Here is a 17,010-nt window from a genome sequence, read left to right on the forward strand (position 1 = left end):
GTGGCTTACTGGCTGATGAAGACGGAGCCGGAGGAGTTCAGCTACGCCGACCTGGAGCGGAAGTCGCCCGAGATGTGGGACGGCGTGCGCAACGCGGCCGCGGCGAGGCACATGCGCGCCATGCGGTCCGGGGACCTCTTCCTCTTCTACCACACCGGGAGTGAGCGGGCGATCGTAGGCGTGGGGCGCGTGGTGAGCGAGCCCTACCCCGACCCCACCGCGGAGGAGGGCAACTGGGTGGCTGTGGACGTCGAGCCGGCGTACCGGCTGCCGTCGCCCGTGACGCTGGCGGCCATCAAGGCCGACCCGCGCTTTTCGGACTGGGCGCTGGTCCGGCAGTCGCGCCTCTCCGTGATGCCTGTCTCGCCGGACCAGTGGCAGTGGATCCACGAGATGGCCCGAATGGGCTGATAAGGCGGCTCCGTTTCGTCCGACGGACGCCCTATGGTCGGACAGATGTTAAATGGTATACACTAATACGGAGTATCTCGGGCCCGCCGCCGGTGACTGGCGGGCAGTGCGCCCGAAAGGAGCCGTGATCAGCCCCGATGCTGAAGAATGACCGCTTTCTCCGCGCCTGCCGCCGCCAGGTGGTCGACCGTACCCCGGTCTGGTTCATGCGCCAGGCCGGGCGCTACCAGCCCGAGTACCGGCAGATTCGTGAGAAGTATACGCTGATGGAGATCTGCGAGCACCCGGACGTCTGCGCCGAGGTCACGCTCCTGCCGGTCCGCCAGCTGGGCGTCGACGCCGCCATCCTCTTCTCCGACATCATGACCCCGCTCAGGGGCATGGGGCTGAAGGTGGACATCGTCGAGAACGTGGGCCCCGTGTTCGAGGAGCCCATCGTGCGGGAGGAGCAGGTCTCGGCGCTTCCGCCGTTCGACGCGGAGGAGGCCGTGCCCTACGTGCTCGAGACGATCCGGATCCTTGTGCGGGAGCTGGACGTGCCGCTCATCGGCTTCGCCGGGGCGCCCTTCACGCTGGCCTCCTACATGGTGGAGGGCCGGCCGACCCGTGACTACCGCAAGGTCAAGACCTTCATGTACAGCGAGCCCCGTGTCTGGGGGCAGCTGATGGAGAAGCTCGCGGCGATGGTGGCCCGGTACCTGGTGCAGCAGGTGGAGGCCGGCTGCCAGGCGGTGCAGGTCTTCGACTCCTGGGTGGGCAACTTGACCCGCGCCGACTACGAGACCTACGTGCGGCCGTACATGTACCCGATCATCGAGGCCGTGCGCGCCACCGGTGCGCCCGTCATCCACTTCGGGGTGAACACGGGCCACCTGCTGGCGTCGATGGCCGACCTCCGGCCCGACGTGATGGGCGTCGACTGGCGCACGGACCTGGACGAGGCCTGGCGGATCATCGGGCCGGACTTCGCCGTGCAGGGCAACCTGGACCCGGTGGCGGTCTTCGCCCCGCCGGAGGTGCTGGAGGCCAAGGTGACGGACGTGCTGCGCCGCGCCGGCCGCCGGCCCGGGCACATCTTCAACCTCGGCCACGGCGTGATGCCGCAGATGTCGGTGTCGGCGCTGCAGCGGGTCGTGGAGCTGGTCCACGCTTACGAAGTGCGGGAGGTGTAGAGGAGCATGGCAAGGCCCGTGGTGGGCGTGCTCGTCATGGCCTACGGCACGCCCAACCGCAAGGAGGAGATCCTGCCGTACTACACCCACATCCGGCGCGGGCGCCCGCCCACGCCAGAGCAGCTGCAGGAGCTGATCGAGCGCTACGAGGCGATCGGCGGCCTGTCCCAGCTGAACCAGATCAGCCGGAGCCAGGCGGAGTCGGTGCTGCGGGCGCTGCAGGCGATGGCGCCGGACGTGGACTGGCGGCTCTACCAGGCCAATAAGCACTGGGAACCGTGGATCCCGGACGTGGTGGCCCGGATGGCCGAGGACGGCATCCAGCAGGCCGTGGGCATCGTACTGGCGCCTCAGGGTTCGAAGATGTCCTCCGGCGCTTACTTCGAGCAGGTCGACCAGGCGCTGGCCAGGCTGGACAGGCCGCTGCAGGTGGAGCGGATCCTCTCCTGGCACCTGGAGCCGGAGTTCATCGCCGCCCAGGTGGAACTGATGCGCGAGGGCCTCGCACGGTTCCCCGGGGGGGAGCCGGAGGTGGTCTTCACCTGCCACTCGCTCCCGGCCCGCATCCTGGAGTGGGGCGACCCGTACCCCGAGCACCTGCGTGAGATGGGCGAGGCGATCGCCCGGGGCGCCGGCGTCACCCGGTTCCACTTCGCCTATCAGTCTGCCGGCCGGACGCCCGAGCCCTGGCTGGGGCCGGACGTGCGGGACAAGGTGGCCGAGCTGGCCGCCGCCGGGGCCCGGGCTGTGCTGGTCGCGGCCATCGGCTTCGTCTCGGATCACCTTGAGGTGCTCTACGATCTGGACATCGAGCTGAAGCAGGCGGCGGCGGAGCTGGGCGTCCACCTCGAGCGGACGCGCATGCTGAACGACCACCCGGGTCTGGCGCAGGCCCTGGCGAACGCCGTGCTCCGGGCCGCGCGGGGAGCGTTGTAGACGATGCAGGAACGCATTCTCATCGCCGGAGGCGGCATGACCGGCCTCTCCGCGGCTTACTCGCTGCTGAAGAAGGCGCAGGCGGCCGGGCGCAACCCGGAGATCATCCTGGTCGAGAAGGAGAACCGCCTCGGGGGCAAGACCCAGACCGAGGTGGTCGACGGCATGATCATCGAGGAGGGGCCGGACTCGGTCATCGCCTACAAGCCGTGGGCGGTCGAGCTGGCCCGGGAGCTGGGACTGGAGACCGTGGGCACCAACCCCCGGATCCGGTCGACCTACATCCTGCACAAGAACCGGCTGGAGCAGCTGCCGGTGGGCATGCAGGTCATGATCCCCACCGAGGTCTGGCCGTTCCTCACCACCCGGCTCCTCACCCCCTGGGGCAAACTGCGGGCCGGGCTGGAGCCCTTCGTACCCGTGCGGCGCAGCGACGAGGACGAGTCGATCGGCTCGTTCGTCGGCCGCCGCTTCGGCCGCGAGGTGCTGGAGAATATCGCCGGCCCGCTGATGGGCGGTATCTACGGCGGCGACTTCAACGCCGTCTCCATGAAGGCCACCTTCCCCCGGTTCCTCGCGATGGAGCGGGAGGGGGGTTCGCTGCTGCTCCAGGCCTGGCGCAACAAGGCGCTGAAGCCCAAGGGGCCCACCGGCAGCGCCTTCGTGACCGTCAAAGGAGGCCTGAACCGGCTGGTTCAGGCCCTGGTGGCGCGGCTGGAGGGGCGGGTCAGGCTGCTGACGGGGGTCTCCCTGACGGGGCTCGTCCCCGGTCCCGAGCGGCGCGGCTACGTGGCGGGCCTGGACGACGGCCAGCGCATCGAGGCCGACGCGGTCATCCTCGCCCTGCCCGCGTACGCCAGCGCCGGCCTGGTGCGCGACTGGCTGCCGGACGTTGCCTCCGAGCTGAGCGCCATCCCCTACCACCACTCGGTGGTCGCCGCCCTGGCCTACAACCGGAGCGACGTGTCGCACCCGCTGGACGCCTCCGGATTCCTGGTGCCCGTCCGCGAGCCGACCGTGGTGACGGCGTCGACGTGGGTCTCATCGAAGTGGCCCCACGCCGTGCCCGAGGACAAGGTGCTCATCCGCTGCTTCATCGGCCGCGGCGTGGGCCGCGACTGGACCAAGGAGCCTGACGATCTGATCATCGCCCACGCCCGCAAGGAGCTGGAGCGGCTGATGGGCCTCACGGCGGAGCCGATCCTGACCCGCGTCTTCAAGTGGCGGCGCGCGATGCCCCAGTACCTGGTGGGGCACCTCGACCGGATGGACCGCGTCGACCGGCTGATAGCCCAGGCGCCCGGGCTCTACCTCGGCGGCGCCGCCTTCCGGGGCGTCGGCCTGCCGGACTGCGTGCGCGAGGGCGCGCAGGCGGCCGAGAAGGCCGCCCGACACCTCGGGTGGGTCTAGCGGGTCAGACCCCACTGCTCACGCCCGTCGATCCAGATCGGGTTCTCCGGCGGCCTGCCCTCGCACCAGTACCGGTCGAAGTCGGTGACGCCGGCCTCCCGCAGGATCTCCTCGTCCAGCAGCTGCCGCCCGGTGCAGGCCGAGGGCTCCTGCGAGAGGATGGCCATCACCGCGTCGCACATGATCTCGGGGGTGCGCCACTGGGAGCGGTCGCCCAGCCCGTGGTTGATGACTGCCGCCGTCTCGATGGGTGCGACCGGCCAGAGCGAGTTGCTGGCGATGTTGTCCTCCCGGTGCTCGGCGGCGATGCCGATGGCGAGGCGGGCCATGCCCATCTTGGCGATCATGTAGGCCACCATGCCCGGGTTGGCCTCGGTGGAGATGGGCGGGGCCATGGTAATGATGTGGCCCCAGTGCTGCCGCTGCATGTGCGGCAGGACGTAGTAGCTGCAGAGGTAGGCGGCCCGTACGTTCACCTGCATCAGCAGGTCGAACCGCTTCGCCGGCGTGTCCAGCACGGGCTGCCACCAGAGCGCACCGGCGTTGTTGATCAGGATGTCGATGCGTCCGAACTCGCGGGCGGCGGCGTCCACCATCGCGGCGATCTGGGCCTCGTCCCGCACGTCCACCTTGACGGGCAGGGCCCTGCGCCCGAGGCGGCGGACCTCCTCCGCCGTCTCGTAAATGGATCCCGGCAGGTGTTCCGTGGACTGCTCGCTCTTGGCCGCCACGACGATGTCGGCGCCCTCCCGCGCCAGCCGGATCGCCAGCGCGCGGCCGATGCCTCGGCTTGCGCCGGTGATGATGGCGACGCGTCCCTCCAATACTCCCGGCATCCTCGCTCCCCCTTTGCTCGATAAGCGAAAACGTTATGTATTGATTGGACACCCGGATGGCCAGTCCTGCTTCACCCCGCCGCATCCCGCGGCGGGGTTTGGCATTGCCCTCCGGCAGGAGCGGAGGAGGTGCGACGGGTTGCAGGGATGCGGGGCCATGCGCGCGGCGTTTTGCAAACTCAGGGTGCGACCCCCATGAAACGTCGTCCAAGCAGCGAATCGTCTGTATCGATGGAACATGGCTTGTGAGGAGGGGGTTCCGGTGCGCATGCGAAGACTGTTCAGTCTGTTGCTGGCGCTTGCGCTCCTGCTGGGGTCGGTGGCCCCGACCCTGGCGGCGAACGGAGGCTGGCGCTCCTGGTTCCTGGACGTGCCCGAGGACGACTGGGCACTGCCGTACGTGGTGGAGATGCAGACCAAGGGCCTGATGAAGGGCGTGGGCAACGGTCTGTTCCAGCCGCAGGCGCCGCTGACGCGGGCCCAGGCCGTCACCGTGGCCATCCGGCTGATGGGGCTGGAGGACGAAGTCTACGACCTGGACGAGGACGAGATCGCGTCGCTGTTGCCCTTCAGCGACAGGAGGGACATCCCGGACTGGGCGCGGCCGTATATCGCCGTGGCCGTCGACCACGACATCGTGCCCGTGGCCGAGGACGGCCTGCTGCGGGCGGACGAGAATGCCACCCGGCTCTGGGTGTCGGTCCTGCTGGTCCGGGCCCTGGGCTACGAAGCCGAGGCCCAGGCCAAGATGAAGGCGAACCTGCCCTTCCGCGACGCCGACCTGATCCCCGCCTCCCTGGTGGGCTACGTCGCGGCTGCCGTGGACCATGAGCTGGTCGCGGGCTTCCCCGACGGGACGTTCCGGCCCAACGACGCGCTGACCCGCGCCCAGGCGGCGGCGCTGCTCTCCCGCACGGACCGCCAGCTGGGCGAGCTCGGGCGGTTCCGGCCCGGGATCCTGACCGGCGACCTGGTGAGGGTCAGCGCACGGGATCTCACGATCACGCTGAACGTGCAGGGGCGGAACCGGACGCTGCAGGTCTTCGCGGATGCGCCCGTCTTCCTGGATGAGCGGCCCGCGGATCTCGGCGGCCTGCCGCAGGGCGCCCGGGTCTCGGTGGTGCTCGACTCCAGCGAACGGGTCCTGCTGATCATGGCCCGCACTCCTGTGAAGTCCCCGAACACGAGCGGCGTCTCGGGCGAGATCAGCGCGATCTTCCTGCCCTCTGAGATGGCCGGCGGGCTGGGCCTCCTGGTCCTGGAGACCAGCGGCGGCCGGGAGCGGACCTATCCCCTTGCCCCGCAGGTCACCGCCACTTACAACGGCCGCAAGATCGACCTGGGTGAACTGCGGGTCGGCGACAAGGTGACGGTGGACGTCGTCGCCGGCGTCGCGATCGCCATCGACGTCACCCAGCGGTCCTCCGGCACCGGCAGCGAGACCCAGATCAAGGGCACCGTCACCGCCGTCCATCCGTACTCGATCTCGTTCCTGGGCTCCATCGACCTGAAGGTCGGCAACACCACCCGCACCGTCACGGTGGCGCCCGGGGTCGTGATCACCAAGGAGGGCAACCGGGTTGACCTGACGGACCTCGAGAAGGGCGACGAGGTGACCGTGCGCCTGGCCGGCGGCGTCGCGATCCGCATCACGGTCGACAAGCCCGCCCGGCGTGAGGAGACCGTCCGCGGCGAGATCCAGACCCTCTACCCGGCCACGAAGAACAGCGAGGCGCGCATCCGCCTGAAGACCGACAGCGGCAGCACCCGTACGGTGACGCTCGCGAAGAACGCGGTCATCCGCTACGGCAACAACCGCCTGAACTTCGCTGACCTCCGCGCGGGTGACGAGGTGCAGGTCCGGTTGGTCAACGGCGCGGCCGAGGAGGTTCGGGTTCTCAGCCGGGGCCCGGTGATCGAAGAGGTGAAGGGCACGATCCAGGACATCGTTCCCGCCACCCGGACGACGGGGCCGAAGGTCACGGTGAAGACCAGCAAGGGCAACAAGACGGTCACCCTGGCGACCGACGTGACGATCAAGCAAGGCAGCAAGCGGCTGAAGCTGGATGAGCTGCGCCTGGGCGACGAGGTCACCATCAAGGTCGTGGACGGCATCGGCACCGAGATGACGATCCACAGCCGCGGGCCGCTGGTCGAGGAGGTCTCGGGCATCATCGAGGCCATCGCGCCGGCCGCCGGGAAGAACGGGCCCAAGCTCACGGTGAAGACCAGCAAGGGCAGCAAGACGGTCACCCTGGCGACCGACGTGACGATCAAGCACGGCAGCAAGCGGCTGAAGGCGGATGAGCTGCGCCTGGGCGACGAGGTCACCATCAAGGTGGTGGACGGTGTCGGCACCGAGGTGACGGTGACCACCCGCGGCCCGCAGGTCGAGGAGGTCAAGGGTACCGTTGAGGCGGTTGAGCCCGCCACCCGCACGGCCAAGGCCCGGGTGACGGTGAAGACCGCCGACGGCAGCCGCCGCATCACCCTGGCCGACGACGTCTCCATCCGCCACGGCAACACCCGCCTCAAGGTTGGGGACCTGCGCCCTGGCGACAAGGTGGTCGTCAAGGTCGTGGGTGGCACCGGCACGGAGATCCGCGTCGAGGAGCGCGGGCCCGTGGTCGAAGAGGTGAAGGGCACGATCAGCGAGATCTTCCCGGTCTCGATCACCTTCCAGTCCAGCATCGAGGTGGACACTGGCAAGGAGAAGCGCACGATTGCGCTGGCGCCCGACGTGGCGATCAGCTACGGCCGGCAGCGGCTGACGCTGGACGACCTGCGCAAGGGCGACCAGGTCACGGTCACCGTGACGGCCGGCGTGGCCACGGCGATCCAGGTCCACGAGCGGGGGCCGGAGTCCGAGACGCTCCAGGGGACGATCGAGGAGATCTACCCGGTATCGATCACCTTCCAGTCCAGCATCGACCTGCGCACCGATGACGGCGTCCGCCACATCACGCTGGCGCCGGACGTGGTGATCACCCGAGCCGGCAAGCCGGTCCAGCTCGACGACCTGCGCAAGGGCGACCGGGTGACCGTCACCCTGGTCGCCGGGGTGGCGACCGCCATCGAGGCCGAGCAGGTGAGCCGGAACGAGGTCACCGGTCAGGTGCTGGCCGTCTACCACATGTCGATCACCTTCCAGCCCAGCATCCTGGTCAAGGTGGAGGACGGCACGCGTCTGATTACCGTCGGACCGGAGACGCTCTACCGCCAGGGGAACAGGACCCTGGAGCTCGCGGACCTGCTGCCGGGTGACCGGGTGCGGGTCGGGCTGGTCGCCGGTATCGCCGCCACCGTAGACGTGGTGGAGCGGCCGCGCACCAGCGTCGTCAAGGGGACGATCGTCGGCGTCGCCGACCGCGACATCACGGTCCGCGTCGGCAACGGCCGTGAGCGGGTCCTGACCCTGGCCGACAACGTGCTCCCGTTCATCGGGGAGTCGAGCGTTCCGCTGGACGAGGTCTACACCGGCGACCGCGTCGAGCTCGAGGTGCGGGGCGACGTGATCATCAAGATGAGCGTGGAGCGCCGCAGCCGCGACGTGCGCAACGACTGACGGCCGGCGGCGAAAAGCAGAAGGAGCAGGACGCCCGGGGGCGTCCTGCTCCTTTGGTATGCATGCCTGTCGGTTCCGCTAGTCGGCCGAAGCCACTTCCATCTTGGCCAGCTGCTCGTAACGCCGCCACCTGGCCTCCACGTCGGCCTGTCCCTGCCGCAGCAGCTCCTCGGCGGCCGCCGGGTTGCTCTTGCGGAGCTGGGCGTAGCGGGTCTCGTTGTAGACGTACTGCTCCAGCGGGACCTTCGGCGCCGGGCAGTCGAGCTGGAACGGGTTCTTGCCCTCGGCCGCGAGCCGCGGGTCGTACCGGTAGACGGGCCAGTGGCCGGACTCCACCGCCAGCTTCTGCTGGTTCAGGCCCTTGGCCATGTCGATGCCGTGGGCGATGCAGTGGCTGTAGGCGATGATCAGCGACGGGCCGTCGTAGGACTCAGCCTCGCGGAAGGCCCGCAGGACCTGCGCATCGTTGTAGCCCAGGGCCACCTGCGCCACGTAGACGTTGCCCTACTGCATGGCGATCGCACCCAGGTCCTTCTTGCCCGCCGGCTTGCCGCCGGCAGCGAACTTGGCCACGGCGCCCCGCGGGGTCGACTTGGAGGCCTGGCCGCCGGTGTTGGAGTAAACCTCGGTGTCGAGCACGAGGATGTTGACGTTCTTGCCGGAGGCGATGACGTGGTCGAGGCCGCCGAAACCGATGTCGTAGGCCCAGCCGTCGCCGCCGATGATCCAGACCGACTTCTTGACCAGGTAGTCGGCCACGGCGGCCAGCTGTGCGGCCCGCGGGTCGCTCAGCTTCTCCAGCCGCTCCTTCAGCTGGGCGACGCGCTCCCGCTGGGCGGCGATGCCGGCGACATCGGACTGGTCGGCCGTCAGCAGCGCGTCCGCCAGATCGGCGCCGATCTGATCCCGCAGCGCCTCCACCAGCTCCATCGCGATGCCGGTCTGCTTGTCGACGGCCAGCCGCATGCCGAGGCCGAACTCGGCGTTATCCTCGAACAGCGAGTTGGACCAGGCGGGGCCTCGGCCCGCGGCGTCCTTGGCCCACGGCGTGGTGGGCAGGTTGCCGCCGTAGATCGAGGAGCAGCCCGTGGCGTTGGCGATCAGCATGTGGTCGCCGAAGAGCTGGGAGATCAGCTTGAGGTAAGGCGTTTCGCCGCAGCCCGCACAGGCGCCGGAGAACTCGAAGAGCGGCCGGGCCAGCTGGACGTTGCGGACGTTGTTGAACGGGATGGCCGTCGCGTCCACGTCGGGCAGAGAGAGGAAGAAGTCCCAGTGCCCCTTCGTCTGCTCGCGGGCGGCGATGATATCGGTCATGTTGATGGCCTTGTGGGACGGATCCTGCTTGCTCTTGGCCGGGCAGGCCTCGACGCAGAGGGCGCAGCCGGTGCAGTCCTCGGTGGAAACCTGGATGGTGTACCGCTTGCCGGGCAGCTCGCGGAACCTGGCCGGCATGTGCTTGAAGCCCTCGGGCGCCCCGGCCAGGGCGGCCTCGTCGGCGACCTTGGCCCGGATCACGGCGTGCGGGCAGACCATGACGCACTTGCCGCACTGGATGCAGAGGTCCGGATCCCAGATCGGCACCTCGAGGCCGATGGAGCGCTTCTCCCACTGGGTGGTGGCGGTGGGATAGGTGCCGTCGGCGGGGAGCAGCGAGGTGGGCAGGTTGTCGCCGCGGTTGGCGATCATCTCCGCCGTCACCTTCTGCACGAACTCGGGCGCCTCGGCGGGCACCGGCGGGCGCAGGTCGATGGTGCTGGTCACCTCGCCGATCTTCACCTCGTGCAGATGGGCCACGGCGGTGTCGACGGCGGCGAAGTTCTTCTTCACGACGGCCTCGCCCTTGGCGGTGTAGGTCTTCTCGATGGCCTTCTTGATCTTGGCGATCGCCTCTTCGCGCGGCAGCACGCCGGAGATGGCGAAGAAGCAGGTCTGCATGATGGTGTTGATCCGGCGGCCCATGCCCGTCTCGCGGGCGACGGCGTCGGCGTCGATCGCGTAGAGCTTCAGGCCCTTCTCGATCACCTGCTTCTGGAAGGTGCGCGGCAGGTGGTTCCAGACCTCGTCCGCCGGGTACGGCGAGTTGAGCAGTACAGTGGCGCCGGGCATCGCCGCGTCGAGCACCGGGTACTTCTCGACGAAGACGAACTGGTGGATCGCCACGAAGTTGGCCTTCTGGATCAGGTAGGTGGACTGGATCGGCCGCGGACCGAACCGCAGGTGGGAGATGGTGATGCCGCCGGACTTCTTGGAGTCGTAGACGAAGTAGCCCTGGGCGTAGAAGTCCGTCTCCTCACCGATGATCTTGATGGTGTTCTTGTTGGCGCCCACCGTGCCGTCGGAGCCGAGGCCCCAGAACATCGCCCGGAATACGTCGTCAGCCTCGGTGGAGAAGCTGGGATCGTACTCGAGGTGGGTGTTGGTCAGGTCGTCGATGATGCCGACCGTGAAGTGGTTCTTCGGCGCGTCCTTCTTCAGCTCGTCGAAGACGGCCTTGACCATGGCCGGGGTGAACTCCTTGGAGCCCAGGCCGTAGCGGCCGCCGACCACGCGCGGCAGGCTGGCGCGGGCGCCGCTCATCACGGCGTCGGAGAGGGCGGTCAGCACATCCTGGTAGAGCGGCTCGCCGGCGGAGCCCGGCTCCTTGGTCCGGTCGAGGACGGCGATCGCCTTCACGGTGGCCGGGATGGCCTTGAGGAGGGCCTCGGCGGAGAACGGCCGGAACAGGCGGACCTTGATCAGGCCGACCTTCTCACCGCGGGCGGTCAGGTACTTGACGGTCTCCTCGACGGTCTCGGCGCCGGAGCCCATCAGGATGATGATCCGCTCCGCGTCAGGGGCGCCGGAGTAGTCGAAGAGGTGGTAGTGGCGGCCGGTCAGCTGGGCCAGCTGATCCATGCACTCCTGCACGATGCCGGGGGTGGCCAGGTAGAACGGGTTTGAGACCTCGCGCGCCTGGAAGTAGACGTCGGGGTTCTGCGCGGTGCCGCGCATCACGGGGCGGTCAGGCGAGAGGCTGCGCTCCCGGTGAGCCCGCACCAGCTCGTCATCGATCATCGCCCGGATGGTCTCGTCCGGGAGCAGCTCGATCTTCTGCACCTCGTGGGAGGTGCGGAAGCCGTCGAAGGCATGCACGAAGGGAACCCGCGCCTTCAGCGTGGCCGCCTGGGCCACCAGCGCGAGGTCCATGACCTCCTGGACGTTGCTGCTGAAGAGCATCGCCCAGCCGGTCTGGCGGGCCGCCATCACGTCGGAGTGGTCACCGAAGATGGAGAGGCCCTGGGTGGCGATCGCCCGCGCCGCGATGTGGAAAACGGTCGGGGTGAGTTCGCCGGCAATCTTGTACATGTTGGGGATCATGAGCAGGAGACCCTGGGATGCGGTGAAGGTCGTTGCGAGCGCGCCGCCCTGGAGGGCACCGTGGATGGCGCCTGCGGCGCCGCCCTCCGACTGCATCTCCTGCACCTGAGGCACCGTGCCCCACAGGTTCTTCACGCCCGCGGCCGCCCACGCATCCGCAAACTCGCCCATCGGCGATGACGGGGTGATCGGGTAGATCGCGATCACTTCGTTGGTGCGGTACGCGACGTATGCCGCTGCCTCGTTACCGTCGATAGTTACTCTTCTGGGCATCAAGTCACGCTCCTATCTTTCAGGCCGCAAGGGTCGCGGCCTTCATGCTCCTAGTCCTGCTATATTGTAGCGTCAGTGTACTTTGGGCTGACAGGGCAACAAAGTCCCCATTTCGGACAGGGCACATGGTTCAATTTGTGGGGTGAATACAGGGCACCCTTATGAGCAGTTGGGCACAGTCCGCGCCGTAGGGCGGCCATGGCGCAATCGGGCGACGACCCCACCATTCGCCGCTGCGGCCCGATCATCCGGAAAGAGGAACTCCTGCAGCACTACCACGCGGCGATCTGCCCGTCGGTGCGCGGCTCGGTCCCGCCGACCAGCACGCCGTCGGGCTGGCGCCAGATGATCTGGCCGCGGCCGAACCCTCCCGATCCCATGGCCCAGCGCACCGCGTGCCCCCTGCGGGCCAGGGCGTCGGCGATGTGCGTGGGCACGCTGTGCTCCAGCTCCACCGTCCTGCCCTCGATCCACTGCCAGCGGGGCGCGTCCAGCGCGGCCTGCGGGTTCAGGGCGAAGTCGATGGTGTTCATGATCACCTGGAGGTGGCCCTGGGGCTGCATGAACCCGCCCATCACGCCGAACGGCCCGACCGGCTGACCGTCCCGGGTGAGGAAGCCGGGAATGATGGTGTTGTACGGCCGCTTCCCCGGCTCCAGGCGGTTGGGGTGGCCGGGCTCCAGGCTGAAGCAGTGCCCCCGGTTGTTCAGCGCGATGCCCGTCTCCGGGATGACGATGCCGCAGCCGAAGCCCATGTAGTTGGACTGGATGTAGGAGACCATGTTCCCCTCGCCGTCCGCGGCCGCCAGGTAGACCGTGCCGCCGCGCGGCGGCTGGCCGGGGGCAGGGTCCAGCGCGGTGCGGCCGATCAGCTGCCGGCGCTCCGCCGCGTATGCCTCTGAGAGCAGGTCGCTCACCGCCTCGTCCATGGCGGCGGGGTCCGCGATGAAACGCCTGCCGTCAGCGAACGCCAGCTTCAGCGCCTCGATCTGCCGGTGGTAGGTCCCCACGTCCTCTCGCGCGCCGAACTCAAAGCCCTTGAGGATGTTGAGCGCCAGCAGCGCCACCAGCCCCTGCCCGTTGGGCGGCAGCTCCCAGACGTCGTAACCCCGGTAGTGGACCGAGATGGGCTCCACCCACTCGGGCCGGAAGGCGGCCAGGTCATCGGCGCTGATGTAGCCGCCGTGCTGCCGGGCGAACGCGGCGATGCGCTCCGCCAGTTCACCCCGGTAGAAGGCCTCGCCTGCCGTTTCCGCGATCATGCGCAGCGTCCGCGCGTGGGCCGGAGAGCGCCATACCTCTCCGACCGCCGGCGCCCGCCCCTGGGGTGCGAAGGTGTCGAACCAGGGGCGGAAGGCCTCTCCGTCCAGGCTCTTCCGGTAGCTGGCGAAGGCGCTCTGCCAGTAGCGCCCCAGCGTGGGCGAGACCGGGTAGCCGCGCTCCGCGTACTCGGCCGCGGGAGCCAGCACCCGGGTGAGGGGCAGGCGGCCGAAGCGGCGGTTCAGCTCCACCCAGGCCGCCGGCGCACCGGGCACCATGGCGGGGATGAAGCCGTGCCGCGGGATCTCGCGGTGGCCTGCACGCTCCAGCGCCTCGACGCTGAGTGCGCGCGGCGCAGGGCCGCTGCTGTTGAGGCCGTGGAGGCGCCCGCCGGACCAGACCAGTGCGAAGGCGTCGGAGCCGATGCCGTTGGACGTGGGCTCGACGACGGTCAGCATCGCCGCCGTGGCCACCGCCGCGTCCACAGCGTTTCCGCCCTGCTGCAGAATGGCAAGCCCGGCCTGGGCCGCGAGCGGCTGTGAGGTGGCCACCATCCCACGGGCGGCATAGACGCAGTTGCGTCGCGACGGATACGGGTACTCCAGCGGATCGAAGCGCATCTGTCACTCCTCCTTGGGTAGCCTGGGCAGGGCGGCTCGGCGCCGCTGGCGCTCAGCAGCGGCAATGCTCCTCGTCGGCCGGGCGTGCTCGCTCCGCTGCGCTCGCGCCGGCCTCCTGCGGAGCTTTGAACCGGCGCCAGCAACGCGCCTTCGCTCGCCCTGCCCCGGTGCAGCAGCTCGGTCAGTTACGGGCAGGGCGGCTCGGCGCCACCGCCTGGCCCGGGCAGGCCTTGCTGCGCTGCGGCGGACTCGGCCAGGGCGTTCACCACGTCCGCGTACGTCTGCAGCGCGGCTTCGCCGGCCGGCGACAGCCGGTAGACGCCGCGGCTCACCCGCTCAAACCAGCGGTAGTGGTCGTCCTGCAGTATCGCCCCAGCCCGCTGCACCCCGGTTTCGCTCCGGATCGCGCGCAGCGGGGCCGGGCCGCGGCGCTGCAGGAAGGCGGCGAGGCGCAGGGCGTCCTCCCGGTAGGCCGTGACGAGCGGGCGGCGGGTGGAGCCGCCGGTGTTGCGGTCGCCCGACCGGGCGTGGAACTCGCGCAGCAACGCGATGCGCCGCTTCCGCGCGGCGCGGGGGCGGACGGGCTCGGGGTCCAGCAGCACGGTGGCCGAGGGGCCGGTCCCGCGGAACCGGACCGTGATCAGCCCCACGCCGAGCCGGCGGCAGAGCGCCTTCACCTGCGACCAGCGGCGGCTGCTGCCGGAACGGCCCGGCTCCTCCACGGCCAGGTAGACCGCCTCCGACAGGCGCAGGCGCTCCACGCCCTGCAGCACCAGGTCGAGGGTGAACGTGCGCTTCAGCTCCACGATCACCAGGTCTTCGCCTCTGACGGCCACCAGGTCGCAGCCGTTCACCTCGCCCTTCACGGTGAAGCCCATCCCCTCCAGCAGCGCCTTGACCGGACCGTACAGGTCGGTCTCGCGGCGGGCCTGCATTCCTTCACCTCCCCTTGTGAGGCTTTCCCCTGCCCATCTTCCTTGCGGCGGCGACCAAATCCTGCAGCCCTTCGGGAGTGGCCCCGGGACAGCGCCGGAGCATAGCATAACGAAGAGTCGCGTGATATGGTTCCCTGGAGCAGGAGGTATGGCCGTGCTCTTCGGAGGTTTTCCCATTCCCGGGATCAACTGCCCGTCGCCGCCCTTTCCGACCCCGACGCTGAGCCCTGTGGGCAAGGGCATTCCCCTGCCCTCGCCCGGCGCCTTCCCGGTCCCCTGGGGCGCGCCGGTGGTCAGCCCCTTCACCCCCGCGGCCAAGGTGCCGCTGCCCACGCCGACCGCGCCCACGGTGATTCCGAGTACCTACCCCTTCGGGGTGCCCGCGATCGGTTTCGGTTTCCCGTTCCCTGCGGCCCCGGCGTTCAGCCCCTTCGGCAAACCGTTCAGCACGGGGGTCCCGGCGGTGTTCGGGGTGCCCTTCTGCCTGTGACCAAGTCTGCGCACGCGCTTGGGCGGACCGGCGTTGCCGGTCCGCCCGCTGTTGTTACCGATCCCGGAGGACCAGGAGGTTGGCGAGCAACATGGCCGCCTCGGCCCGGGTCATGGGCGTGTCGCCCGCGAACGCCGCCGAGGCGAAGACGGGGTAGTGTGCCCCTGCGCCCATCAGCCCGGCGTCGATCCCGACCGCGACGTAGGCGTAGTACCAGAGGTCGGCGGTCACGTCGACGGGCAGCGAACCCACCGTCCGGCCGTACGCAGCGACCAGGTCGGCGGTGACGATCTTCACGCCCTGCGCCCGGGTGACCAGGTCGTCGGGCCGGAAGGTGCCGTCCGGGAAGCCGATGATGGCGCCGTTAGCCACGGCCGCAGCCAGGAAGCCCATCGTATCCGCCCAGTGGCCCGCGGTGTCGGAGAAGGGCAGCGGCTCGCCCGGGCGGGGATCGATTCCGACTGCAAGGGTGTACATCTTCGCGAACTCCGCCCGGGTCACCGACCGCTCGGGTCGGAAGGTGCCGTCTTCGTAGCCGTTGATGATGCCCTCGGCCACCAGGACGGATACGGCTGCACACGCGGGGTGGCTGGCCGGCAGATCGCTGAAGTCCTGATCGGTGCAGGTCGTGGGGAAAGCCGGAGGTTCCGAGTCGCCCGGGGGCTCGGGCGACGGGTCGGTCGGGTCCCCAGGGTCGTCGGGCGGTGGGGTCGGATCCCCGCGGTCACCCGGCGGGGGCGCCGGATCCCCGGGATCAGCGATGGGCGGCTCCGGATCGGGTATCGGCAGCGTCCTGTCGCTGGGCCGGACGGTCACCATGAGGCAGGCCGTGTTGTTTTCCTCACTGGCCTCGCTGACGCGCCCGGCGGGGTCGACCACGACACCCAGGCAGTACAGTCCCGGAGGAGTGTCGGCAGGGATGGTTCCCTTCACCGGGTACTCAACCGATGTGCCTGGCTCCAGGTCAGATGTGGCCGTGATGCGGCCGCGCGGCAGCACGGCGCCGTCCCGGAAGCTGGCCGACTCCTCGCCGTACGCCACGGGGATTTCGGTCGACGTGGACAGCACGAAGGCGAGCTCATAGCCCTCCTGCCCCGGGCGGTTTCCGGCGGCCTTCAGCGCGCCGCCGTTGGTGACCTTCACGGTGGCGAGGCCTTCCAGGCTGGTGCCACGGACGACTTCGGCGGGCCCGGAGAGCGACACCGTGAGGTCGGGTTTCAGGACGATGATCCCCGGGTCGATGGGCAGGGGATCGATGGGGATGAGCAGGAAGCGCCTGATGGTGATGTTGACGCAGTGGGAGTTGTTGTCTTCATTGGCTTCGGTTACCCGGTTCGTGGGGTCGATGACCGCCGTCAGGCAGTAATCGCCGGGCGGGGTGGAGCTGGGGATCGCCCCCGCCGGCGTCAGCTCAACGGTCTGGCCGCCGTTCACGCTGGGCGTGGCCGTGATCTGGGTGAGCGGGATGCGCGTGTCGCCCTGCACCAGTTCGAGGTCGATCAGGTAGCTCTCGGTGCCCTCTGTGTTGCCCGGCACTGACGGCAGGCCCTTGTTCGAAACCTGGAGTTTTACGAGGCCGTCGTACGACTGCCCCTGCCTCAGTTCTTCGGGGCCGGTTACGGTGATGGTCAGGTCTGGGAGCAACACGGGCGGCGGGAAGATGGGGGGGAGGGACGGGTCGATCGGTAACGGGTTGATCGGCACTGGAGACGCCGCCTGCAGCACTCCCGGCGGCAGCCAGAGGG

The 17,010-nt window shown here is 69.3% G+C and carries 12 protein-coding genes; 6 read left to right on the plus strand and 6 right to left on the minus strand.

Features of this window, described 5'->3' with window-relative positions:
* The 4 genes from J2Z79_RS08570 (at position 1) to hemG (ending at position 3,929) form a co-directional block, all read left to right on the plus strand.
* Positions 1-411: an EVE domain-containing protein gene (locus J2Z79_RS08570; protein WP_342589448.1), complete on the plus strand. Its 411-nt coding sequence runs from the start codon at positions 1-3 to the stop codon at positions 409-411.
* A gap of 137 nt (positions 412-548) precedes the next feature.
* On the plus strand, positions 549-1,583 hold the full coding sequence (gene hemE / locus J2Z79_RS08575; protein ID WP_209466457.1) for a uroporphyrinogen decarboxylase: 1,035 nt from the start codon (positions 549-551) through the stop codon (positions 1,581-1,583).
* Positions 1,584-1,589: 6 nt separating this feature from the next.
* Positions 1,590-2,519, plus strand: a complete 930-nt coding sequence (gene hemH / locus J2Z79_RS08580; RefSeq protein ID WP_209466458.1) for a ferrochelatase — start codon at positions 1,590-1,592, stop codon at positions 2,517-2,519.
* A gap of 3 nt (positions 2,520-2,522) precedes the next feature.
* Entirely contained in the window at positions 2,523-3,929 is a 1,407-nt protein-coding gene (hemG, locus tag J2Z79_RS08585; protein WP_209466459.1) for a protoporphyrinogen oxidase, read from the plus strand.
* Here hemG and J2Z79_RS08590 read toward each other — a convergent pair.
* Positions 3,926-4,765: an SDR family oxidoreductase gene (locus J2Z79_RS08590; RefSeq protein WP_209466460.1), complete on the minus strand. Its 840-nt coding sequence runs from the start codon at positions 4,763-4,765 to the stop codon at positions 3,926-3,928. The two genes, hemG and J2Z79_RS08590, sit on opposite strands and share 4 nt — an antisense overlap.
* A 268-nt stretch (positions 4,766-5,033) precedes the next feature.
* Between J2Z79_RS08590 and J2Z79_RS08595 the strand changes: the two genes are divergently transcribed.
* Positions 5,034-8,330, plus strand: coding sequence for an S-layer homology domain-containing protein (locus J2Z79_RS08595; protein WP_245302487.1), 3,297 nt, complete (start codon positions 5,034-5,036; stop codon positions 8,328-8,330).
* 78 nt (positions 8,331-8,408) lie between these two features.
* Here J2Z79_RS08595 and J2Z79_RS19160 read toward each other — a convergent pair whose 3' ends face one another.
* The 4 genes from J2Z79_RS19160 to J2Z79_RS08610 form a co-directional block, all read right to left on the minus strand.
* Positions 8,409-8,822, minus strand: coding sequence for a thiamine pyrophosphate-dependent enzyme (locus J2Z79_RS19160; protein WP_342589449.1), 414 nt, complete (start codon positions 8,820-8,822; stop codon positions 8,409-8,411).
* A gap of 12 nt (positions 8,823-8,834) precedes the next feature.
* Entirely contained in the window at positions 8,835-11,960 is a 3,126-nt protein-coding gene (gene nifJ, locus J2Z79_RS08600) for a pyruvate:ferredoxin (flavodoxin) oxidoreductase (RefSeq protein WP_342589450.1), read from the minus strand.
* Positions 11,961-12,232: 272 nt separating this feature from the next.
* Positions 12,233-13,840 carry a gamma-glutamyltransferase family protein gene (locus tag J2Z79_RS08605; RefSeq protein ID WP_209466462.1) on the minus strand — a complete coding sequence of 536 codons (1,608 nt, stop codon included), beginning with the start codon at positions 13,838-13,840 and terminating at the stop codon, positions 12,233-12,235.
* Positions 13,841-14,025: 185 nt separating this feature from the next.
* Positions 14,026-14,775, minus strand: a complete 750-nt coding sequence (locus J2Z79_RS08610; RefSeq protein WP_209466463.1) for a DUF2161 domain-containing phosphodiesterase — start codon at positions 14,773-14,775, stop codon at positions 14,026-14,028.
* Positions 14,776-14,929: 154 nt separating this feature from the next.
* On the opposite strand from J2Z79_RS08610, the gene J2Z79_RS08615 reads away from it, so the two are divergent.
* A complete protein-coding gene (locus J2Z79_RS08615; protein WP_209466464.1) occupies positions 14,930-15,265 on the plus strand; it encodes a hypothetical protein in 336 nt (111 codons plus the stop codon).
* 54 nt (positions 15,266-15,319) lie between these two features.
* On the opposite strand, the gene J2Z79_RS08620 is transcribed toward J2Z79_RS08615, so the two are convergent.
* Positions 15,320-16,969 carry an S-layer homology domain-containing protein gene (locus J2Z79_RS08620; RefSeq protein WP_209466465.1) on the minus strand — a complete coding sequence of 550 codons (1,650 nt, stop codon included), beginning with the start codon at positions 16,967-16,969 and terminating at the stop codon, positions 15,320-15,322.
* Positions 16,970-17,010: the final 41 nt, after the last annotated feature.

Source organism: Symbiobacterium terraclitae (assembly GCF_017874315.1).
Taxonomy (GTDB): Bacteria; Bacillota; Sulfobacillia; order Symbiobacteriales; family Symbiobacteriaceae; genus Symbiobacterium; species Symbiobacterium terraclitae.